The following is an 18,610-nucleotide window of genomic DNA, read 5'->3' as shown; positions in this document are numbered from 1 at the left end:
TCGTTCGACGGTGTGAGACGCGTTCGTACGGGCCTGCCTCATGCCCTGCGCAGGAGGTCGTTCCTGCTCTTCCGGACTTCCGGGAACGAGTCCAGATCGGGCACCCGCCAGCCGTCCAGGTCGTACTCCTCGAGGCACTTGTCCGCGAACCCCCGGTAGGCGTCGAGTTGCCCGCTGGCGGTCTGGGCCATCAGCATGTCGATGCGAATGGCCTCGTGGTTTCCCGAGTAGTTGCGCTCGTACAACTCGTGCCGTCCGCCGAACTCCGTACCGATCGCGTCCCAGAGCAGTTTCATGAGCTTGACCCTGCTCACCGCGTCGTAGCCGTTGGAGCCGCGCACGTACTTGTCGAGGTACGGGCGGATCTCCGGATTCTGGAAGTCCTCGGCGCTGGAGTTGACGTAGATGAGACCGGCCGCGACGTCCTGCTCGATGATCTCCTTGATCCTCGGATAACCGATCGTCATGAACCAGCGGTACGCCATCCCGCAGTCGAGCCGGGGCAGCAGCGCCCCGTTGCGCCACTCCTGCGGGTTGCGTGCGGCGGCGTCGCTCAACGCCCAGAACATGTTCCGCCACGCGATCACCTCGCCGATCCGCGCCTGCACGCCGCGGAAGTCCTTCGTACCGGTGATCTCCACCGCCTTGAGCAGGAGCCCCGCGATGAAGTCGATCTTGACGGCGAGCCGGATGCAGCCGTGGAAGGTCAACCGTTCGAGGAATCCCGACTTGGCGGCGAAGTCGTTGACCTGTTCAGGATCGCCGTAGAGGAAGACGTTCTCCCACGGAATCAGCACCTTGTCCAGGACGAAGATCGTGTCGTTCTCGTCGAGGCGGCTGGAGAGCGGGTAGTCGAAGGGGCTGCCCATGACAGCGGCGGCGGCCGCGTAGGACGGCCGGCAGATCAGCTTGAGACCCGGCGCGGACATCGGCACGGTGGCCACCAGGGCGAACTTCTTCTCCTTCAGCGGAAGTCCGTAGTGCGAGATGAAGTTGAAGTTCGTGATCGCCGATCCGGTCGCCACCACCTTCGCGCCGCTGACCACCAGGCCCGCGTCGGTCTCCTTCTCCACGTGCACGAAGACGTCCTTGACCTCTTCGGCGGGACGGTGCCGGTCCACCGGCGGATGGATGATCGCGTGGTTCCAGTACAGCACCTTTTCCTGCGACTCCCGGTACCAGCGCTGTGCGTTGTCCTGGAACGGTGTGTAGAAGTCGGAGTTCGCGCCGAGTGTGCCGAGGAAGGCCGCCTTGTAGTCGGGGCTGCGGCCCATGAACCCGTAGGTCATCCGCGCCCACTCGGCGATGGCCTCCCGATCTCCTACCAGGTCGTCGACGGTGTGCGGGGTACGGAAGAACTTGTGGGTGTAGCCGTCGCTGCCGGTGTCGGTGGCCGTCGTGAGCACGTCGCGCTTGTCCGGGTCGTGCAGCGCGTTGTACAGCCGGGCGGTCATCAGCGCCGAGTTGCGGAAGGCAGGGTGCCTCGTGACGTCCTCGACCCGCTCGCCGTAGAGGTACACCGCGCGTCCGTCACGCAGGCTTTCCAGGTACTCGTCGCCGGTCATCGGGCGAGTCCGAGCGGCGGGTGCCGCCTGGTTCACTGGTGTCTCTTGGAACAGCGACATGATCAGTCCTTGTGGTTGGGGGCGGAGCGCCTGCCTGCAGCAGGTCGTAGAGCTGCCACGGGCCGGTGGCGGGGTCGTCGAACGAGCCCGCCCACGCGTTCCCGTCGGGTTCGTCGCGCAGGTCACGGAAAGCGCCGCCGTGGAACACCAGCGGCTCACCCGCGCGGTGCTCGAAATACCGGACTTCCCCCACGTACAGAACGTGGTCACCGCCTTCGTACATCGCCCATGGCGAACAGGCCAGGAAGCCAAGGCAGCCGCGCAGTCTCGGCGCGAGGGTGAAATCCTCCCATTCCACCGACACGTCCGGCCTGCTCTTCGCTCCAGCGAAATGCAAACCGAGATCCTGTTGGTCCGCGGCGAGAATGTTGATGCCGAAGGTCGTGTCCCTGAGTCGTTCGCACAGTTGGCTGCGCCGGTTCAGCGACACCATGACCAACGCCGGATCGAGCGAGACCGAGACGAAGGCGTTGACGGTGGCGCCGTGCACGTTGTTCTGGTCGCCGACGGTGACGACGGTGACGCCGGTGGCGAAGTGCCCGAGACAGTCCCGCAGGCCGACAGCCCGTTGGCGGTGGTCGACCGCGTCCGGAGGGCTCCGTCTCGTGCCATCGGACCCGGGCACCGAGTGCTGACCTTGTTCCTGTCGATCCACAGTGGACATCGGTGCGCTGCCACCCTCTCTCTGGCGACTCGACTCACGGTCGCACGGGCCGCTGAAGAATCGAGCTAGTCGGCAACACCGCCGGCGGGAAGCCGGGCTGGTGAGCCGACAGGCAGCAAGAAATGGAGCGCCGGGCCGGAACCCCTTCCGTAACGTGACCGAGGTTGTTCACAACCCCCGTCGTGAGGTGTTGGCCGGCTCGCTGGTCAGCGGTGTTCGGGAGGTCACGGCCGGCTCACCGGGACAGGACTCGATGGCTCCGCAACCCGTGACACACTGGGAGAACGTGATGGCTGATCCGGGTCAGGCGACCCGAAGTCCGGTCCCGGGTGGACCGCCGCGTGCCACCACCGAACAGAAGCGGATTCTGGCGGTCCTGCTGGGTGCTCAGTTCATGCTGGCCGCCGACTTCTCGATTCTCACGGTGGCGCTACCCGTGATCGGCGACAACCTCGGCCTCAGTGTCGGTGACCTGCAGTGGGTCACCACCGGGTTCGCCCTGCCCGCGGCCGGCCTCACCCTCCTGTTCGGACGCGCGGGCGACCTGGCCGGGCGGCGGACGCTGTTCCTGGCGGGAATCACCCTGCTCGCGATCGCGTCCCTGGCGGGCACCTTCGCCACCGGAGCGGGTGTCCTCATCGCCGCCCGCGTCGCACAGGGGGTTGCGACCGCGATGACGATACCGTCCGCGATGTCGCTGCTGACCACCTCGTTCCCCGAAGGCCCGATGCGGCGCCGCGCCCTGGGGATCAACGGCGCGCTGCTCGGGGGCGGGTTCACCGCCGGGGCGTTCATCGGCGGCCTGCTCACCGGTCTGCTGAGCTGGCGTTGGGCGTTCCTGATCAACGTGCCGGTCGCACTGCTCCTCTTCGTTGGCGCGCTCCTGTTCATCCGGGACTCCGGTGAGCGGTCCACCGCGAAGCTGGACATCCCCGGTGCGCTGACCGTCACCGCCGGCCTGCTGGCGCTGGTCTACGGCATCACGACGGCCGGTCACGCGGGATGGGGTGACATATGGGTCCTGGTCTTCCTCTCGTCCGGGGTGGTGCTGCTGGTCGCGTTCTGGTTTGTCGAGCAGAGGAGCCGGCACCCGCTGGTACCCGCGTGGGTGCTCAGGACGCGTACCGTCGCCGTGGCCAATGTCGGTGGTGTCGTGACCATCGCGATGGTCACCGGCATCTGTTTCCTGATGACCTTGTACCTGCAGGAGGTGCTCGGCTACTCCGCCGTCGCGACGGGCCTCGCGCTCGGCGGACCCGGTCTGCTGGTGATCCTGGGCGGTACGCTCGCGCCGCGGTTCATCGGCCGCTACGGCAGCTCGAGAACACTGGCGGCATCGCTGCTGCTGCAAGCGTTCGCGTTCGCGACGCTCCTGCTGATCGGTACCGACCGCGCCGCGGGGGTGCTGGTGGTGGTGGCACTCGCCTTCGGGTTCTTCGGTCACGCACTCAGCCTGGTGTCCTACATGGTCACCGCGACCTCCGGCATTCCCGACCACGAACAGGGGCTGGCCACGGGGTTGTCCACGACGAGTATGCAGATCGGCATCACACTGGGCATCCCGGTTCTCAGCGCGATCGCGACAAGCAGGCCGGGTGTCATTCTTCACGGTCTCCGTGCCGCGACCCTCGCGGACGTCGTCATTCTGCTGGCCGGCGCGGCCGCGGTGTGGGTCTTCCTGGCACGGAAAGACAGCCCGGCAGATCGCAAGTAACGGATAGTGCCGACCGCGTGTGCTGAGAAGGCTGTGGCTCACAGCATCGGCAATCCGACTTCTCGATCGTCGAAGAAAGGGAGCAGCACATGGTGGTCAAGCCCGGCGAGGTCTACTACAACCCCCGGTGTCGCGAGAAGGTCGTCATCCGCACGCCGTCGTCGCAGACCAACGGCGAACGCATCATCATGGATGTCTATGTGGAACCCGGCGGATTCGTCGCCGGCTACCACAACCATCCGTTCAGCGAAGAGAGATTCACCCTCGTGCGCGGCAGGCTCCGTGTCCACATCGCCGGCCGGGACGTCATCCTGAAGGAGGCCGGGCAGACGGTGCTCATCCCTCCGGGTAAGGTGCACCGCTGGTTCAGCGACAGCGACGACGAAGAGACCTTCATGATCTGCGAGCTGCGCAACAAGGCCGACCGGTTCGAGAAACTGGTGCTGCGCCAGCTCTTCGGCCTCGCTCAGGACGGCAGGACCAACGCTGCCGGCGTGCCGAACCTCCTTCAACGGGCGGTGACGTTGCCGGAGTTCGCCGACGTGGTCAGGTATGCCAACCCGCCCTGGCCGGTGCAGCGCGTGCTGTACGGGGCTCTCGCGCCGATAGCGCGACTGATGGGCTATCGGAGCTGCAACCCGGAGTATCTCGATCGCGCCCCGGAGGAGACCGCGGAACTGGAGCCACTCCCACCCGAGGTGGCCCTGCACCATCTGACCAGCTGACCGCTGCAAATCGGCGACTGGCCGGCGAGTACGCGGTCCGGCTGGTCGCGACCGAACTGCTGAGGAAGCCGACGGGGGCACGCCGCACCCACCGCTACGGCGGCGGGACCGGGGCGCTGACCCGCAGCCGGTGTTGGTGAGCACGCCGGTGTGGCGGGCCTCGACACCGCCGCGGCCGGGGACCGGCGCGCCGTCGACGAGTTGCGCGGCCTCGGCCCGCATGACGGACGCCGGCTGCCGCCCGACGCACGGCCCATCTCGTCCTCGATCACCGCGTCCGGCGTGAGGACGCCGGATCGTCTCGTCCCGCCGACGTGTCCTCCGCGTCCACACCAGACGATCGCATCGATGTGCGAGCGAAACCACTGAACGCGACGAAGCGGCTACACGATCAGTGGCGTCGATGTGGCCGATGTGAGAAGAAACAGGTCGACGGTGCCGTGTTCGACCGCCTGTTCGCCACGATCGACGGCATGCTTGTCTCTGGTCCCGAACCCGGGCGGGTCCGCGCGTTCAGGGTCGCGAACGCGGATGGCTGAGCTCAGACGAGAGAGAACCGAATGACCAGAGACAACGATCCCGAGATGGTGGCCGAGCTGGACCGTCTCGATGAGGCGGTCAGAGCAGCGCCAGCGGGAGACACGAACGCACAGATCGCGCTGTGGCAGCAGGTGACCGGTTTGGCGCACTGGTTCTTCATCGCGCGGGGCTCGGCCGACCAATCCCGCCCCTACGGCGTGGCCTCCGGGCAGGGGCCGATGATCTGCCTCTACAGCAGCGCCGTGCGGGCGAACGAAGCCGCCCGCGTTCTCGGGCTGGTCGAATCGGAGGGTGGCACGGTGCCGTTGTTCGGCGTGCCGATGCCGGCTGCGATCGACTACGTCGCCTCGTTCGGCAAGGCCGGCGTCGTCGGTGTGACGCTGGACCATCCGCGGCTCGGTCACTACATCCCGCTGACCAACCTGGGGCTGCTCAAGGGCTGGATCGAAAGGGCCGCGCGGTGAACGACGCCGGTTCAGGCGAGCGCTTCGTCGAGGTGATCGCGCGCGAGGTGGAGGCCGATCCCAGCAACCTGGCGCTGCGTGAGGACTTCGTCACGCTCCTGCTGGAGCAGGACCGCGGCCGTGCCGCCACCGAACTGGATGCGTTCGAGGCCCTCGGTGGTGATCCGGCACGGATCCGGCTGCTGCGCGCCCGGCTGATGGCGGCGCGGTTGCGCGCCTCGAACCCGCCGCCGCCCGCCGAGACCGCGCTCCCGACCGCGTCATCCGCGCCGGCGGTACGCCCCGGGGGACCGGTTCCGACCCCGGCCGACGAGGACCGTCAGGCCGGCAGCGCTGCTGTGTCAGCGTCCCTGTGGGACGCCGAGCGCCCGGCGGTGACGCTGGCCGACGTCGCGGGTCTCGCCGAGGTCAAGCGGCACCTGGACACCACGTTCCTGGCCCCGCTGCGCAACCCCGAGTTGGCGGCGGCGTTCGGGCAGAAGCCGGGCGGGTCGCTGCTGATGTACGGCCCGCCCGGTTGCGGCAAGACGTTCATCGCCAGGGCGATCGCCGGCGACCTCGGAGCGTCCTTCATCCACGTGACCCTCGCGGACCTGCTCAGCAAGTGGATCGGGGAGAGCGAGAAGGCGGTCCAGAGCGTGTTCCGCAACGCACGCGCGGCAGCGCCGTGCGTGATCTTCTTCGACGAGTTCGACGCGCTGGGCGGCAGGCGTACCTCCGGGGGCGGCGGGTCGCAGTCGATGCGGATGCTCGTCACGCAGCTGCTGGAGGAGCTCGACGGCGTGGCAGGCGCGAACGACGGGGTCTACTTCCTGGCCGCGACGAACCGGCCGTGGGACATCGACTCCGCGCTGCGTCGACCGGGCCGGATCGACAAGACGGTGCTGGTGCTGCCACCGGACGCGGTCGCCCGCGAGGCGATCGTCCAGGGCGCGCTGACGGGCAAGCCGGCCGACGACGTTGACGTCGTTGCCGTCTCGGCGGCGACCGAGGGGTTCTCCGGTGCTGACCTCAGTCATCTGGCGACCACCGTCCTGCAGCAGGCGATGGTCGAGTCGATGAGCAGCGGTGAGCTGGTGCCGGTCACCACCGACGCGATGCTGGCCGCGGTCGGCGGCATCACCCCGTCCACGACGTCCTGGTTCGACCAGGTGGCGCCGGTGCTGGAGTACGGCATCGACGACGGCACCTTCGACCAACTCCGGGCGTACCGGGTCAGGCGAGGCATGCGATGAGGGACTTCGGCCGCACGGCAGCCGATGACAACGATGCCCTGGAGCGGACCCTGGACCTGGCCTGGGAGCTCTTCGGAGCGCAGCCGACGCATCCCAAGATCGCCGAGCTGGCGTCGCAGGTGCTCGCGGCCCAGCCGGAGCGAAGCAGCGTGTCGCTGTTGCTCGGCAATCACCGTGAGATCTGTGGCGAGGCTGACGAGGCGCGGCGGCTGTACCTCCAGGTGGCCGGTCGCCGCGACAACCAGTTCGTCAACGCGGCTCGTGCCCTTCGGCATCTGGCGTTCGCCGAGCACGATCATCCCGAGGCGCTGCGGTGGGCGCGCACCGTGCTGGGCGAGGACCACGAGGAGTGGGACGACTGGATGGAGCTGGGGTCGGCCCAGGCGTTCTGCGGGGAGCACGAGGACGGGTGGCGCCAACTCGACGAGGCGGTGGCGCTGTGCTCTCGGACGGCGCCGGACGAACTCGGCAACGCGCTCGGCAAACGCGCGGTGTACCTGTTGGGGAGCTTCGCACCACCCGACCGGTTCGTCCCCGCGGCCGAGGAGGCCATCCGGGCCGATGCGGCGAACTCCTGGGTCGCTCTGATGCTCGGCTGGGCCTACCTGGTGCAGTACCGGTTCGCCGACGCCGAACAACTCGGTCTGCGGCTGCTGCGCGAGAACCCGACCGAAGACCTGCTGCAGAACCTGGTGGAGACGGCCCGGACGATGCGACGGATCGTCGAGAACGCGCACGCCAAGGACATCACCCTGGAGGACATCCGGCGCTCCGGGGTGATCGAACTGGCGTGGCGGCAACTCCGCGACCAGATGCTCGGCGTCGACCTGGCTTCCGCGCTGGCGGCCCTGGACGACGTGCTGCCCGCCGACCTGCGCGCCACCCTGCGACCAGGAGCGTCGATCTCCGCCGAGCCCGAGGGCGACAAGATCGGCGCCATGGTCGCGGAGGATCTGGTGGCCTGGCACGACGGCCAGCAGCCCGGCTCCGGTGCCGCCTGGGCGCTGGCCGAGCCGTTCCGCCTCATGTCAGCGGCCGAGATCATCGCCATGAGCACCGAGATCGAGGCCGACCCGGCAGCGCACCCGGACTGGCCGGAGAACGAGACCTGGGAACAGGTGATGACCGACGACGCCGGGGCGTACCTGGTCGTCGTCGCGTTCGGGGCGCTGGTCAGGCGTCGACCCGGACAACCCGACGAGCCCGTCGCCGCGACGATGGCCGACTGGATCTGGGACCGGGTGGCCGACTTCGGTGGTCCGGACCCGCGACCGGCACCCCGGAAGGCCGAGGATCTCCCGACCGACCTGCCCTTGTCCCAGGAACGTCGCTGACCGGCGTCATCGCGACGATGTACGCCGCGCTGGGTGCGTCCGGGCACTCCGCGGCGTACGCGGAACTGCGCGGGCTCTTCCCCGGCTGGACCGTCCGGCAGAGTTGTGCTGGACCCAGGAGCCCCTGATCTGGAGGACGGCAGCGCGCTGCACCCGGCCGAACGCCTGGTCCCGCGTGCGACGGTCCCATGGCGGGTTGAGCCCGGGGACAAGCGACTCGCCAGGGCTCAGTGCGCCAGCCGCATGCGACCCCACACGACCTTGCGCTCGGAGTCCATGCGCACGCCCCAGTCGTCGCACAGCTTCGTCACCAGGGTCATGCCGCGCCCGCGGTGGTCGCCCAGGCTGGACGTGCCGACCATCGGCGTCCGGTCCGGAGTCGCGTCCCACACCTCGATGAGCAGGGTCTGGTCGTGCTGCGTCACGTCCCGGCGCAGCCGCAGCTGCCGGGGGTCCTCGGCGTGTTCGCAGGCGTTGGACGCGAGCTCGGTGGCGACCAGCTCGACGTCCTGGACCAGTTCCCGTGCCGTGCCGGTCAGGACGCGGGCGATCTTACGGCGAACACCGGCGAGGTTGTCGCAGGTCAACGACTCGTCGAGGTCGCACTCGGTGCCTGCCGGTGCGGGCTGACGAGCGGTTCCCTGGAGGTGCTCCTGCATCCTCACGCTCCTGTCCTATGGGCGTTCCGTCCACCATGGACGTGCCCGTGACTGTCGTGGACATACCCGTGGGAGCGGCTCCCCAATCGATCTCTCGGGGGCACGGACGGACGAGTTTCGCAGGGGCTCCACCGGGTATGTCCACAGCGCGCCCGGTGGCAGCCCCTACGCCGACCTCTTCGAGACCCGCGACGGCGTCGTGCCGTTCCCGGGCTGCTGTCGGAGCGGCTCCGCGAGCAGGGTCGCGCCGCGGGAGGACAGGGTGTGTATCGCGGATCCGTTGTGGCGGTGGGTGTTCACCAGTCCGGCCTCGCGGAGGACTGTCGCGTGCTGCGAGGCACTCGCGGGTGAGGTGTCCAGTATGCGGGCGAGCTGGGTGGTGTTCAGATGTGGACGCTCCGCGATCGTGAGGAGCACCGCCGCGCGGGTGCGGCCCAGCAGGGCGCCCAGTGACTGCGGGCGCGGTCTGGACTGGGGCTCGCCGATCGCCCAGTCGAGGCTGCGCTCCACCGGGTACACCAGCGTCGGCCGGTGATCCGGGTCGACGAGCGTGATCGGGTGCTGCCAGCAGAAGAAGGACGGCACGAGCGTGAGGCCACGGCCGCCCAGACGCAGATCCTGCTCGACCGGATACGGCACCTCCAGCACCGACCCGTCCCACCGCGCGCCGGGATGAAGCGTGTCCAGCATGTGCCCGACCCCGCCGCTCACCGCGAGCTCGGCACGACGGGACCAGCTCGCCCGCACCTGCGCCCGGATCACCGGCCAGTGTGGCGCCAGGGCCACCGCGTGATAGTCCCGGACGGCCTCGGCCAGACGCCCCAGCGTGGCGACGTCCCCGCCCGCGACGCCGCCCACCCACGCCGGCACGGCCACCTCCGTCGCGAGCACACCGATGTCGGTGCGAAGCCTGCGCTTGTCGGTGCCGAGCACCGTCTCCAGCGCGGTGTCGAGGTCCAGCGCGTCGATCGGCGGGGTGAGGAAGTCCGGTGAGTACCCCTTCGGGCGGGCCAACGTCGTCAGCATCCGCACCAGCGGCGGCGGGCTCGACCGCACGCCGCGACGCCAGCCGCCGAACGCCACGGCACCCTGCTGGGTCTGCAACAGGTGCAGGCTCAGCAGCACCTCCCACAACGGATGCGGCTCATCGATAACGCGTACCCGAGCAAGGTCCCCCACCGTGAAATGCACCCGCAGCACTGCCCACCCCTTGATGTTCCCCAACCCGCCCACCCCAGCAGGACTTATAACAGCATAATGCCAAAGTAGTTGAACGCAGGACGAAATCGTGGTTCCCGCCATGCGGGACAAGTCCGGCCCCTGGAGCGGGATCCAGGGGCCGGACGGTGGGAAAGAGGTCAGCCGCCTTGGCGCGGGCTCGTCGGCACACACCGTGTCGGCGCGGGCAGCGTGCTGCGGGCAGCCGGGCCCGCGGCAGGTTCACGACCGCGGGAGCCGGCGGTCGGCTGGGGGCGGCACCACCGCGATCGGTGATGCCGCCCTCTGGGGTTACCTCAGCCTCCGCACAGGTGGCCTGCGGAGTGGGCGCCGTTGGTTCGCCACGACAGCTGGCGCTTCTCCCACGGGCCGAAGCAGGTGTCCTCGAAGCCGCCGTCGTAGTAGGTGATGTGCACCCACACCGTGGTGCTCGCGCAGTGGCGGTACCAGTAGCTGTACCCGGTCAGCCAGTTCCCCTCCCGCCAGTAGCCGCACGGATCGTCCGCGGCGGTGACGGGCGCGGCGACAGTCGTGATGGTTGGCGCGGTGATGGTCGTGTCAGTGGACGCGGTGGCCGAGCCGGTGGTGGCGAACAGTCCCCCGGCGGCGACGGCGACGGCGACCGCCACGCGCGTGAACATTCGAAGCACGGATCTCCCCTTCTGCAACTGATGGTCAGCGCGGAAAGTGTGGCAGCGGACCGGAGACCGGGACCAGACGTTTCAATCCTGGTCGAAACCGGTCACTCGACGCCCCAGCGCCGAGCCGAGGGGCCGGTCCGCGCCGAAACCCGGCAGGGGAGGGAAAGTTTCCTGACGTGGTCGTGGTGACGAAGCACATCCCACTCGTCCATTGTGGACAACGTGGTCGTGGACATCCTGCGAACGCGTTGAAGCAGATGAACAGCAGGCCGATCGGGCTCGGGTGGCAGGCGGCGCGGGTGGAGCAGCGTCGGCGCTCACCGGTCCCAACGGGACCGGCGGCTGGTATCAGGCGCGGGTGTAGCGCTCCGCGAGGGTGTGCAGCAGTGTCCTGAGCTCGCCGGGTGACTCGACGGTGAAGTCCATGCCGAGCATGCCGATGTAGGCCGCGATCGTGTCCAGTGAGTCGGCGCCGGTGACCAGGACCGAGGTGGTGTCGGTGATCGCCTCGACCACACCGACGGCGGGGTTGATCCGGTCGAGGACGGCCTGGGCCGGTGCCTCGATCCGCAGGCGGGCGTGCACCTGCCAGCCGCTGGACGCGACGCGGCGCATCGTGAAGGTCGTGTAGTCGTCGTCGGGGAGGGGGGTGGGGGTGAATCGGCGGTGGGTGCGCATCCGTGGGGCGATCCAGTCGGCGCGGTAGACGTCCCACTCGTCGCTGGACGGGTCGCGGGCGACGAGGTACCAGCGTCGTTGCCAGGCGAGCAGGCGGTAGGGCTCGACGAGTCGCGAGGTGTCCCGGTAGTCGAAGCGGAACCACTCGACGTCGTGGATCGCGATGGCGATGGCGCGCAGCACGCCGGGGTCGACCTCGGGGTCCGGGGCGTCGGTGCCGGTGTTCTCCGGTGCGTGGTCGACGACCGAGGTCAGCGCGTCCACCGTCGGCCGCAGGCGTGGTGGCAGGACCTGTTCGAGCTTGGCCAGCGCGCGGGCGCTGGACGTCTCGAGCCCGGCGATGCCCCGGCCCGCGCGCAATCCGATCACCACGGCCACCGCCTCCTCGTCGTCCAGGAGCAGGGGAGGGAGCTTGCCACCCGCGCCGAGTCGGTAGCCGCCGGTCGCGCCGCGGGTGGCCTCGACGGGGTAGTCGAGCACGCGCAGGCGCTCCACGTCGTTGCGGATGGTGCGGGTCGTGACGCCCAGCTGGTCGGCGAGTTCGGTGCCGCTCCACGACGGGCGTGACTGGAGAAGCGCGAGCAGCGCCAGGAGACGTGCGGATGTGTCGGCGGTCACATCGAGAACCTCCACCGTATAGGAACGAAGCTTTCCTATACGGACTATAGCGTCTGTGCCATGACGAACACGGAGATCCGCCCCTTCCGCATCGAGGTCACCCAGGCCGAGCTCGACGACCTGACCGGTCGCCTCGACCGCACCCGCCTGCCGCAGCCGGCGCCGGGCGACACCTGGGAGCACGGCACTCCCAACCACTACCTGCGTGCGGCCGTGACGGCGTGGCGCGTGTTCGACTGGCACGCCGCCCAGGAGCGCATCAACGCCCATCCGCACTTCACCACCGGGATCGACAACCAGCAGATCCACTTCATCCACGTCGAGTCGCCGCACGCCGGCGCGACGCCGCTGCTGCTCGCGCACACCTACCCGGGCTCGTCGGTCGACTACCTCGACCTGATCGACCGGCTCACCGACCCCGTCGCCCACGGCGGGCGCGCCGAGGACGCGTTCCACGTCGTGGTGCCGGACGCGCCCGGCTTCGGTTTCTCGAACCCGGTCACCGAAGCGGGCTGGACCACCGCCCGGGTGGCCCGCGCCTACGACACCCTCATGCGCAGGCTCGGCTACCAGCGCTACGGCGTCCACGGCTCCGACCACGGCGCGCTGGTCGCCCGCGAGCTCGGTGTCCTCAACCCCGACGGTTTCCTTGGTCTGCACGTGTTGCAGCTGTTCTCCTTCCCGTCGGGCGACCCGGCGGAGTTCGAACGGCTCGAACCGCGGGACTACGCCGGTCTGGAGCACATGCGGTGGTTCCAGAAGGTCGGCGGCTACAACACGATGAACGCCAGCAGGCCGCAGACGGTCGCGGCCGGTCTCAGCGACTCGCCGGTCGGGTTGCTCGCCTACAGCGAGCTGTTCAACTCCTTCGGCAACGGCACGTCCCTGGTGCCGCTGGAGACGATCCTCACCGAGGTGTCCGTCGCCTGGTTCGCGAACGCGGCCGCGGGCATGGCCCGGTCCTACTTCGACAACGCGGCCGCCGCGGACGGCGACGAGCCGGTCCCGGTCAACGCCGCTCCGACCGGCGTGGCCGTGTTCGCCGACGACTTCCAGACCATCAGGGTGTTCGCGGAACGGGACAACTCCAACATCGTGCACTGGAGCCGCTTCGAGAAGGGCGGCCACTTCGCCGCACTCGAGGTGCCCGAAGATGTCGCGGACGACATCCGGGCGTTCTTCGCCGCACTGCGCTGACATCACGGAACCGAGAGCTTGCCGAGCCCGCGCCGCGGGCTCGGCAAGCTCGTGCTGAGGCCGAGTGGCGGATTCGCGCGTTTCCGCCGGACTGTCGGCTGCGGATGTCGTCTTCCGCTCCGGGCCGCGCAGCGCGAGGTCCATGTTCGCGTCGTGGTACTTGGTGGCGGTGATCGGTCGATTCCTTGTGCCGCAGCGCGTTCGCGGTCCAGGCAGTGCATCGCCCGGTGTCGAAGGCTCCGATGTGGACGAGCCGGCCTTGGTGTTCCGGTCTGTCCACTGAGCATCGCACCGATGCGCGCGAGGTCCGCTGTCGGACGATCTACCGGTGGTGGTCCGGCTGCCGACAACGTAGGCCGAGCGTGTGCGCCGACACGCGCGGTGCCCGGGGCGCACCTCTTCGTGCAACCGCTGACGGCTGCTGCCCTGCCGTCACGACCTCGGCGGTGCTCATGGTCCGGTGCCACCGTGCCACTCGGCGTCCCCGGGCCGCCGAGGATGCCGTGGCGTGCACCTGCCGCCCAAACACGACCACGTGCGCAGGTCGTGGGTGGCCCCGGCGTGTCGGGCGACGCCGGCGGGAGGGGGAGTGCGCCGGGGCGCAGTTCTTGTGTGTCAAGGAAACTTCCGGTAACGGTTGCTGCTCGGCTTCGTGAATGACCGTGCCCGGCTCAGGGCGACGCGGGGCTGGTCCGGCGGCCGGTGGCGCGGTGCTTGACGTCCAGTTTGGACTGAGTTATCGGGGGAGGATGGCTCGTCATCTGATTGGAGCAGTAGGTTACGGCCAACCACATCCCCTGCGGCGAGCGGATGTATGAGACCGTGCGGGACATGGGCCTGACGTGGCACCGATAGGGTTAGAATCGATTTCACGTTTGAGAAGGTGCGGCGGGCTTTGCCGGGGGCGTTGATGAAGTTGCGGCTGCTTGGTCCGCTCGAAGTCGTGGTGGGCCGCAGGTCGGTGAACATCGGTGGGCCGCGACAGCGGGTGGTACTCGCCATGCTCGCGCTCAACGTCAACCGGGTGACGCCCATCGATTCGCTGGTCGACGCGCTGTGGGACGAGGAGCCGCCGTCGACGGCGCGCGCCCAGATCCAGACGTGCATCTCCGGTCTGCGCAAGCTGTTCACCCATGACGCGGGTCGCCCGGAGGCCATTCAGACCAAGCCACCCGGCTATCTCCTGCAGATGCCGGCCACCGACCTGGACAGCCAGGAGTTCACCGCGCTGGTCGCCGAGGGGCGGGCGCAGGCACGCGGGGAGTTGCACGAGGACGCCGCCGGGACGCTGCGCGCGGCGCTGGCGCTGTGGCGCGGCCCGATGCTGGCCGACATCAACAGCGAACTGGTGCAGCGCGGCGCGGCCTCGTTCGAGGACGGGCGGGTCGCCGCGATCGAGGAGCGGGTGCGGCTCGACCTCGCCCTCGGGCGGCACGAGACGGTGATCAGCGAGCTGGCCGCCCTGGTCGAGGAGCACCCGTACAACGAGCGGTTGGCGGAGCTGCGGATGATCGCGCTCTACCGCTGCGGCAGGCAGGCCGACGCGCTCGACGCCGCCAGGCGGACCAGGGCGGTCCTGGCCGACGAACTGGGCATCGAGCCAGGACACGACCTGGACAAGCTCGAGACCGCGATCCTCAACCGCGACCCGTCGCTGGACTTCACCCCGCAGGCGCCCGCAACGGTGAAGGCGGCGCCCGCGCCGCTCCCGCCGGAGGGGGCGCAGCGGACGCCCGCCGACCGGGTGCCCGTGCCGCGTCAACTGCCGGCCAGCATCGCCGACTTCACCGGCCGCGATGAGCAGATCGAGGCGATCAAGGCGACCATCGCCCCCGAGGGCGCCCAGGGCGCCTACGCGGTACGGATCGTGGGTATCTCCGGCAAGGGCGGTGTCGGCAAGTCGAGCCTGGCCGTGCGGGTGGCACACGAGCTGCGCGAGCAGTTCCCCGACGGGCAGCTCTACGGCGACCTGCAGAACCATTCCGGAATGGACGATCCGGCGGCGGCGTTGCTGGCGCGTTTCCTGCGTTCGCTCGGGGTCAACGGCGCGGCCGTGCCGGACGACACGCAGGAGCGGGCCGAGATGTACCGGAGCCTGCTGGCCGACAAGCGGGTGCTGGTGGTGCTGGACGACGTCACCAGTGAAGCGGACGTGGTGCCGCTGCTGCCGGGCAGTGCGACGTGCGCGGTGATCGCGACGAGCCGGATGCGCCTGCCCGGGTTGTTCGGCGCGCAGTGGTTCGACATCGACGTGCTCGGCACCGAGGCGTCCACCGGCCTGCTCGCGAAGATCATCGGTCCCCGGCGGGTGGCCGCCGAGACCGGCTCGGTCGAGGAACTGGTCGCGCTGTGCGGCGGTCTGCCGCTGGCGCTGCGGATCGCGGGCGCCCGGCTGGAGTCGCGGCCGCACTGGCGGGTGGCCGCGCTGGTCGCCCGGCTGGAGGACGAGGTCGGCAGACTCGACGAGTTCACCTACCGCGGCTATGGTCTGCGCTTCAACATCGACCTGACCTACCGCAGCCTGCCGGAGCGGGCCAAGCGCCTGATGCGGTTGTTCGCGGTGGTGCGGGCGGCGGACTTCCCGACGTGGATGGCCGCCGCCCTGCTCGGCACCGACCTGGTCGACGCCGAGGACGTGATCGAGCAGCTGGTCGAGGCCCAGCTGCTCGACGTGGTCGACTTTCCCGGCGAGCGGCTGCGCTACCGGTTCCACAGCCTGATAAGGATCTACGCGGTGGAGCAGCTCACCGTGACCGAGAGCGCCGACGAGCGGTCGGCCGCGCTGGAGCGGGTGGTGGGCGGCTGGCTCGCCCTCGCGGAGGACGCGCACCGCGACGAGTACGGCGGCGACTACACGACCCTGCACGGGACCGCGCCGCGGTGGCGTGTGCCGGGCCGCGTGCGCCGCGACCGGTCGAAGAACCCGATGGCGTGGTGGGATTCCGAGCGGGCGGACCTGGTCGACGCCGTCCGCCAGGCCGCGGCGGCCGGGCTGGACGAGCTGTGCTGGGACCTGGCTCTGACGTCGATCACGCTGTTCGAGGTCAAGGGCTACTACGACTACTGGCGGGAGACCGCGTCGCTCGGCCTCGACGTGACCCGCCGGGCGGGCAACCGGCGCGGCTACGCGGCGATGCTCTACTCGCTGGGCACGCTGAACCTGGCGCAGAAGCGGCTGGCCGACGCCGGTATGTGCTTCGCCGAGGCGTTGAAGATCTTCTCCGTGGTCGGGGACGGCCACGGCCGGGCGCTGGTGCTGCGCAACTCGGCCATCATCGACAGGCTGCACGGCGACTCGGCGACGATGCTGGAGAAGTACACCGAGTCGTTGGCGCTGCTGCGCGAGCACGGTGACCGCATGGGCGAGGCGCAGGTGCTGCGCAGCGTGGCGGAGTTCCGCGGGAACGAGGGGGACGGGGAGCTCGCGGCGGAGCTGCTCGACAGCGCGCTGGCGATCTGCCGCGAGGTCGGATGTCTGCGCGGCGAGGCACAGGTGCTGTACCGGTACGCGAACCTGCGTCTGGAGTCGGGTGCGGTGGTCGAGGCGCAGTGGGACCTGTCCCGGGTGCGCGACATCGTGCACCAGATCGGCGACCGGATGGGGGAGGCGTACGCCCAGTACGGGCTCGGGGTGGCGCTGTACCGGGAGGGCAGGGCCGAGGAGGCGGAGACCGCGCTGCACGCCGCGCTGGACCTGGCACTGGGGCTGGGGGAGCGGTTGGTGGAGGGGCAGTCGCGCTACGTTCTCGGCGAGATCAGCCTGGGCCGGGGCGACGACGAGACCGGGACGCTGCATCTGGACGCGGCCCGCGTGGTCTTCGAGGACCTCGGTTCGGCGCTCTGGCACGCCAAGACGTTGATCCTGCAGTCGGGGATGCACGCGGGGATGGGGGAGCCGGTGGTGGCGGGTGAGCGGGCGGATCGCGCCCGGTCCCTGTTGAGCGGCCTGGACTCCCAGGAGGCCACCCGCTTGCTGTCCCAGCTCGACGCCGGGTGAGGCCCCCGCGTCACCAGTGCATGTCGTGGGTGATGTCGTCGGCGATGCCGTCGGTGATGTCGTCGACGGTGTCCGTGACCTCGTCCAGGGTCGGGCAGACCACCCAGTGCATGTCGTCGAGGCAGCCGCCGTCCGCCGCCGCGGTGCCGCCGGAGGCCGTGAGGACGACCACGGCGCTGATCCCCGCGATGCCCGCGGCGGTCGCGGCAGCGACCTTGGCGACCTTGGCGGCGACCTGGGTGGCGAGCTTCGAGACCTTGTTCATGTCCACTCCCTGAGTGCTGGCGTCCGTTGCTGGCACCAGTTGGCCGGACCGCTCTCCTCGGTCCCTCTCAACGAACCGGTAGAGGCTTGGTAGACCGGGGGTCGACTCTTCGTCCCGACCGCCTCGCGAACACGTCAGGGGACGCAGATGGCAACACCGTTGATCCAGCTCAGTGGGCGGGACATGACAGGCGCCCTGGGCAGCGTCGCCGCGGTCGACCTGGTCGCCGAGGAACTCCGTGGCACGGATCGCCACGACGACGGCTCGCGCCTGGTACCCGGGTACGACGACCCCGAGCTGGTGGTGCTCGAGGACGCGAGGGGCAGGCCGCGCTGCGTGTTCCCGGCCGCCGGCCTGAGGGACTGCCGGACGGCCGCCCTGACCGTGCTGGCCGCGCGAGAGCTGACGGTGGCCGCTGGGCCCGTGACCGCGGTGCTGGTTGGCTCGTGGTCCGGCCGCGATCCTCTTCTCGTTCTCCTCGTCGACCAGTTTCCCCGGGTCGACCGCATCGCGCTGTGCCCGTCGAGCGCGGCGCGGGGCGTGCCGGCCGACCCCGCTCTGGTAGCCGCTGCCGACCTGTCGGGAGTGGCCCTGTCCGTCGTCGAGGACGTGCGGTGCGCGGTGCGGGGCGCCGCCCTCGTCGTGGTCGGCGGTCCCGACGGCGCGCCGCTCACCGCCGACGCGCTGGACCCCGGTGCGCTGGTGGTGGACGCCAGCGGGGACGCCGTGGCGGGCGCCATCGCGGCGGACCAGACCTATGTGGACGACGCCCGGCTCGCAGGCGACCGGGTGGTCGACGCCGAACTCGGCCAGGTGCTGCGCGGCGAGCACCCCGGCCGGAGCAGGGACGAGCAGGTCCTGCTGGTCGAGCTGCTCACCGCGGGCGCCCCGACAGCCGCGCTCGCCCGGTCGCTGCACGAGTCCGCCGTGGCCCGCGGCTGCGGCGTCTGGCTGGCCGGCTGATGCCTGCGCTTCCCCGCCGCCCTTCCCCCGTCCGGTTCGACGCGAGGTCCGCTTTCGGCGCTTCCCTCGCTCC

Annotated in this window: 15 protein-coding genes; 8 read left to right on the top strand and 7 right to left on the bottom strand. The window is 69.8% G+C overall.

The window, feature by feature from the left end; translation table 11 throughout:
* Positions 1–38 precede the first annotated feature (38 nt).
* Both ACFPCV_RS05250 and ACFPCV_RS05245 read right to left on the bottom strand, forming a co-directional pair.
* On the bottom strand, positions 39–1,565 hold the full coding sequence (locus ACFPCV_RS05250) for a 4-hydroxyphenylacetate 3-hydroxylase family protein (protein WP_378054854.1): 1,527 nt from the start codon (positions 1,563–1,565) through the stop codon (positions 39–41).
* On the bottom strand, positions 1,531–2,289 hold the full coding sequence (locus ACFPCV_RS05245) for a flavin reductase family protein (protein WP_378054853.1): 759 nt from the start codon (positions 2,287–2,289) through the stop codon (positions 1,531–1,533). The genes ACFPCV_RS05250 and ACFPCV_RS05245 overlap by 35 nt, the downstream gene beginning before the upstream one ends.
* A gap of 289 nt (positions 2,290–2,578) precedes the next feature.
* Between ACFPCV_RS05245 and ACFPCV_RS05240 the strand changes: the two genes are divergently transcribed.
* The 5 genes from ACFPCV_RS05240 to ACFPCV_RS05220 all read left to right on the top strand — a co-directional run bounded on the left by ACFPCV_RS05240 (position 2,579) and on the right by ACFPCV_RS05220 (position 8,301).
* Positions 2,579–4,003, top strand: coding sequence for an MFS transporter (locus ACFPCV_RS05240; RefSeq protein ID WP_378054852.1), 1,425 nt, complete (start codon positions 2,579–2,581; stop codon positions 4,001–4,003).
* 89 nt (positions 4,004–4,092) lie between these two features.
* Positions 4,093–4,728: a cupin domain-containing protein gene (locus tag ACFPCV_RS05235; RefSeq protein ID WP_378054851.1), complete on the top strand. Its 636-nt coding sequence runs from the start codon at positions 4,093–4,095 to the stop codon at positions 4,726–4,728.
* 560 nt (positions 4,729–5,288) lie between these two features.
* Positions 5,289–5,732 (top strand): hypothetical protein, encoded by a 444-nt coding sequence (locus ACFPCV_RS05230; protein WP_378054850.1) that lies wholly within the window; start codon positions 5,289–5,291, stop codon positions 5,730–5,732.
* Positions 5,729–6,967 carry an ATP-binding protein gene (locus ACFPCV_RS05225; protein WP_378054849.1) on the top strand — a complete coding sequence of 413 codons (1,239 nt, stop codon included), beginning with the start codon at positions 5,729–5,731 and terminating at the stop codon, positions 6,965–6,967. The genes ACFPCV_RS05230 and ACFPCV_RS05225 overlap by 4 nt, the downstream gene beginning before the upstream one ends.
* Positions 6,964–8,301, top strand: a complete 1,338-nt coding sequence (locus ACFPCV_RS05220; RefSeq protein WP_378054848.1) for a tetratricopeptide repeat protein — start codon at positions 6,964–6,966, stop codon at positions 8,299–8,301. Before ACFPCV_RS05225 ends, ACFPCV_RS05220 begins: the two co-directional genes overlap by 4 nt.
* 227 nt (positions 8,302–8,528) lie before the next feature.
* Here ACFPCV_RS05220 and ACFPCV_RS05215 read toward each other — a convergent pair whose 3' ends face one another.
* The 4 genes from ACFPCV_RS05215 to ACFPCV_RS05200 form a co-directional block, all read right to left on the bottom strand.
* Positions 8,529–8,960, bottom strand: a complete 432-nt coding sequence (locus ACFPCV_RS05215) for an ATP-binding protein (protein ID WP_378054847.1) — start codon at positions 8,958–8,960, stop codon at positions 8,529–8,531.
* Between the two features lie 165 nt (positions 8,961–9,125).
* Positions 9,126–10,085, bottom strand: coding sequence for an ArsR/SmtB family transcription factor (locus ACFPCV_RS05210; RefSeq protein WP_378054846.1), 960 nt, complete (start codon positions 10,083–10,085; stop codon positions 9,126–9,128).
* A gap of 389 nt (positions 10,086–10,474) precedes the next feature.
* A complete protein-coding gene (locus ACFPCV_RS05205) occupies positions 10,475–10,819 on the bottom strand; it encodes a DUF6355 family natural product biosynthesis protein (protein WP_378054845.1) in 345 nt (114 codons plus the stop codon).
* Between the two features lie 348 nt (positions 10,820–11,167).
* Positions 11,168–12,115: a helix-turn-helix transcriptional regulator gene (locus ACFPCV_RS05200; RefSeq protein WP_378054844.1), complete on the bottom strand. Its 948-nt coding sequence runs from the start codon at positions 12,113–12,115 to the stop codon at positions 11,168–11,170.
* 60 nt (positions 12,116–12,175) lie between these two features.
* Here ACFPCV_RS05200 and ACFPCV_RS05195 point away from each other — a divergent pair, with 60 nt between their 5' ends.
* Both ACFPCV_RS05195 and ACFPCV_RS05190 read left to right on the top strand, forming a co-directional pair.
* Entirely contained in the window at positions 12,176–13,312 is a 1,137-nt protein-coding gene (locus ACFPCV_RS05195) for an epoxide hydrolase family protein (RefSeq protein ID WP_378054843.1), read from the top strand.
* Positions 13,313–14,195: 883 nt separating this feature from the next.
* Complete coding sequence (locus ACFPCV_RS05190; protein ID WP_378054842.1) at positions 14,196–17,309, top strand: AfsR/SARP family transcriptional regulator; 3,114 nt, start codon at positions 14,196–14,198, stop codon at positions 17,307–17,309.
* Between the two features lie 10 nt (positions 17,310–17,319).
* On the opposite strand, the gene ACFPCV_RS05185 is transcribed toward ACFPCV_RS05190, so the two are convergent.
* Entirely contained in the window at positions 17,320–17,574 is a 255-nt protein-coding gene (locus ACFPCV_RS05185) for a hypothetical protein (RefSeq protein ID WP_378054841.1), read from the bottom strand.
* Between the two features lie 147 nt (positions 17,575–17,721).
* Between ACFPCV_RS05185 and ACFPCV_RS05180 the strand changes: the two genes are divergently transcribed.
* Positions 17,722–18,537 (top strand): hypothetical protein, encoded by an 816-nt coding sequence (locus ACFPCV_RS05180; protein ID WP_378054840.1) that lies wholly within the window; start codon positions 17,722–17,724, stop codon positions 18,535–18,537.
* Positions 18,538–18,610: the final 73 nt, after the last annotated feature.

Origin of the sequence: Actinophytocola glycyrrhizae, from assembly GCF_042653545.1 — a bacterium.
Taxonomy (GTDB): domain Bacteria; phylum Actinomycetota; class Actinomycetes; order Mycobacteriales; family Pseudonocardiaceae; genus Actinophytocola; species Actinophytocola glycyrrhizae.
Note: the sequence above shows the minus strand (reverse complement) of the source record. Positions and strands in the feature narration are given on the sequence as shown.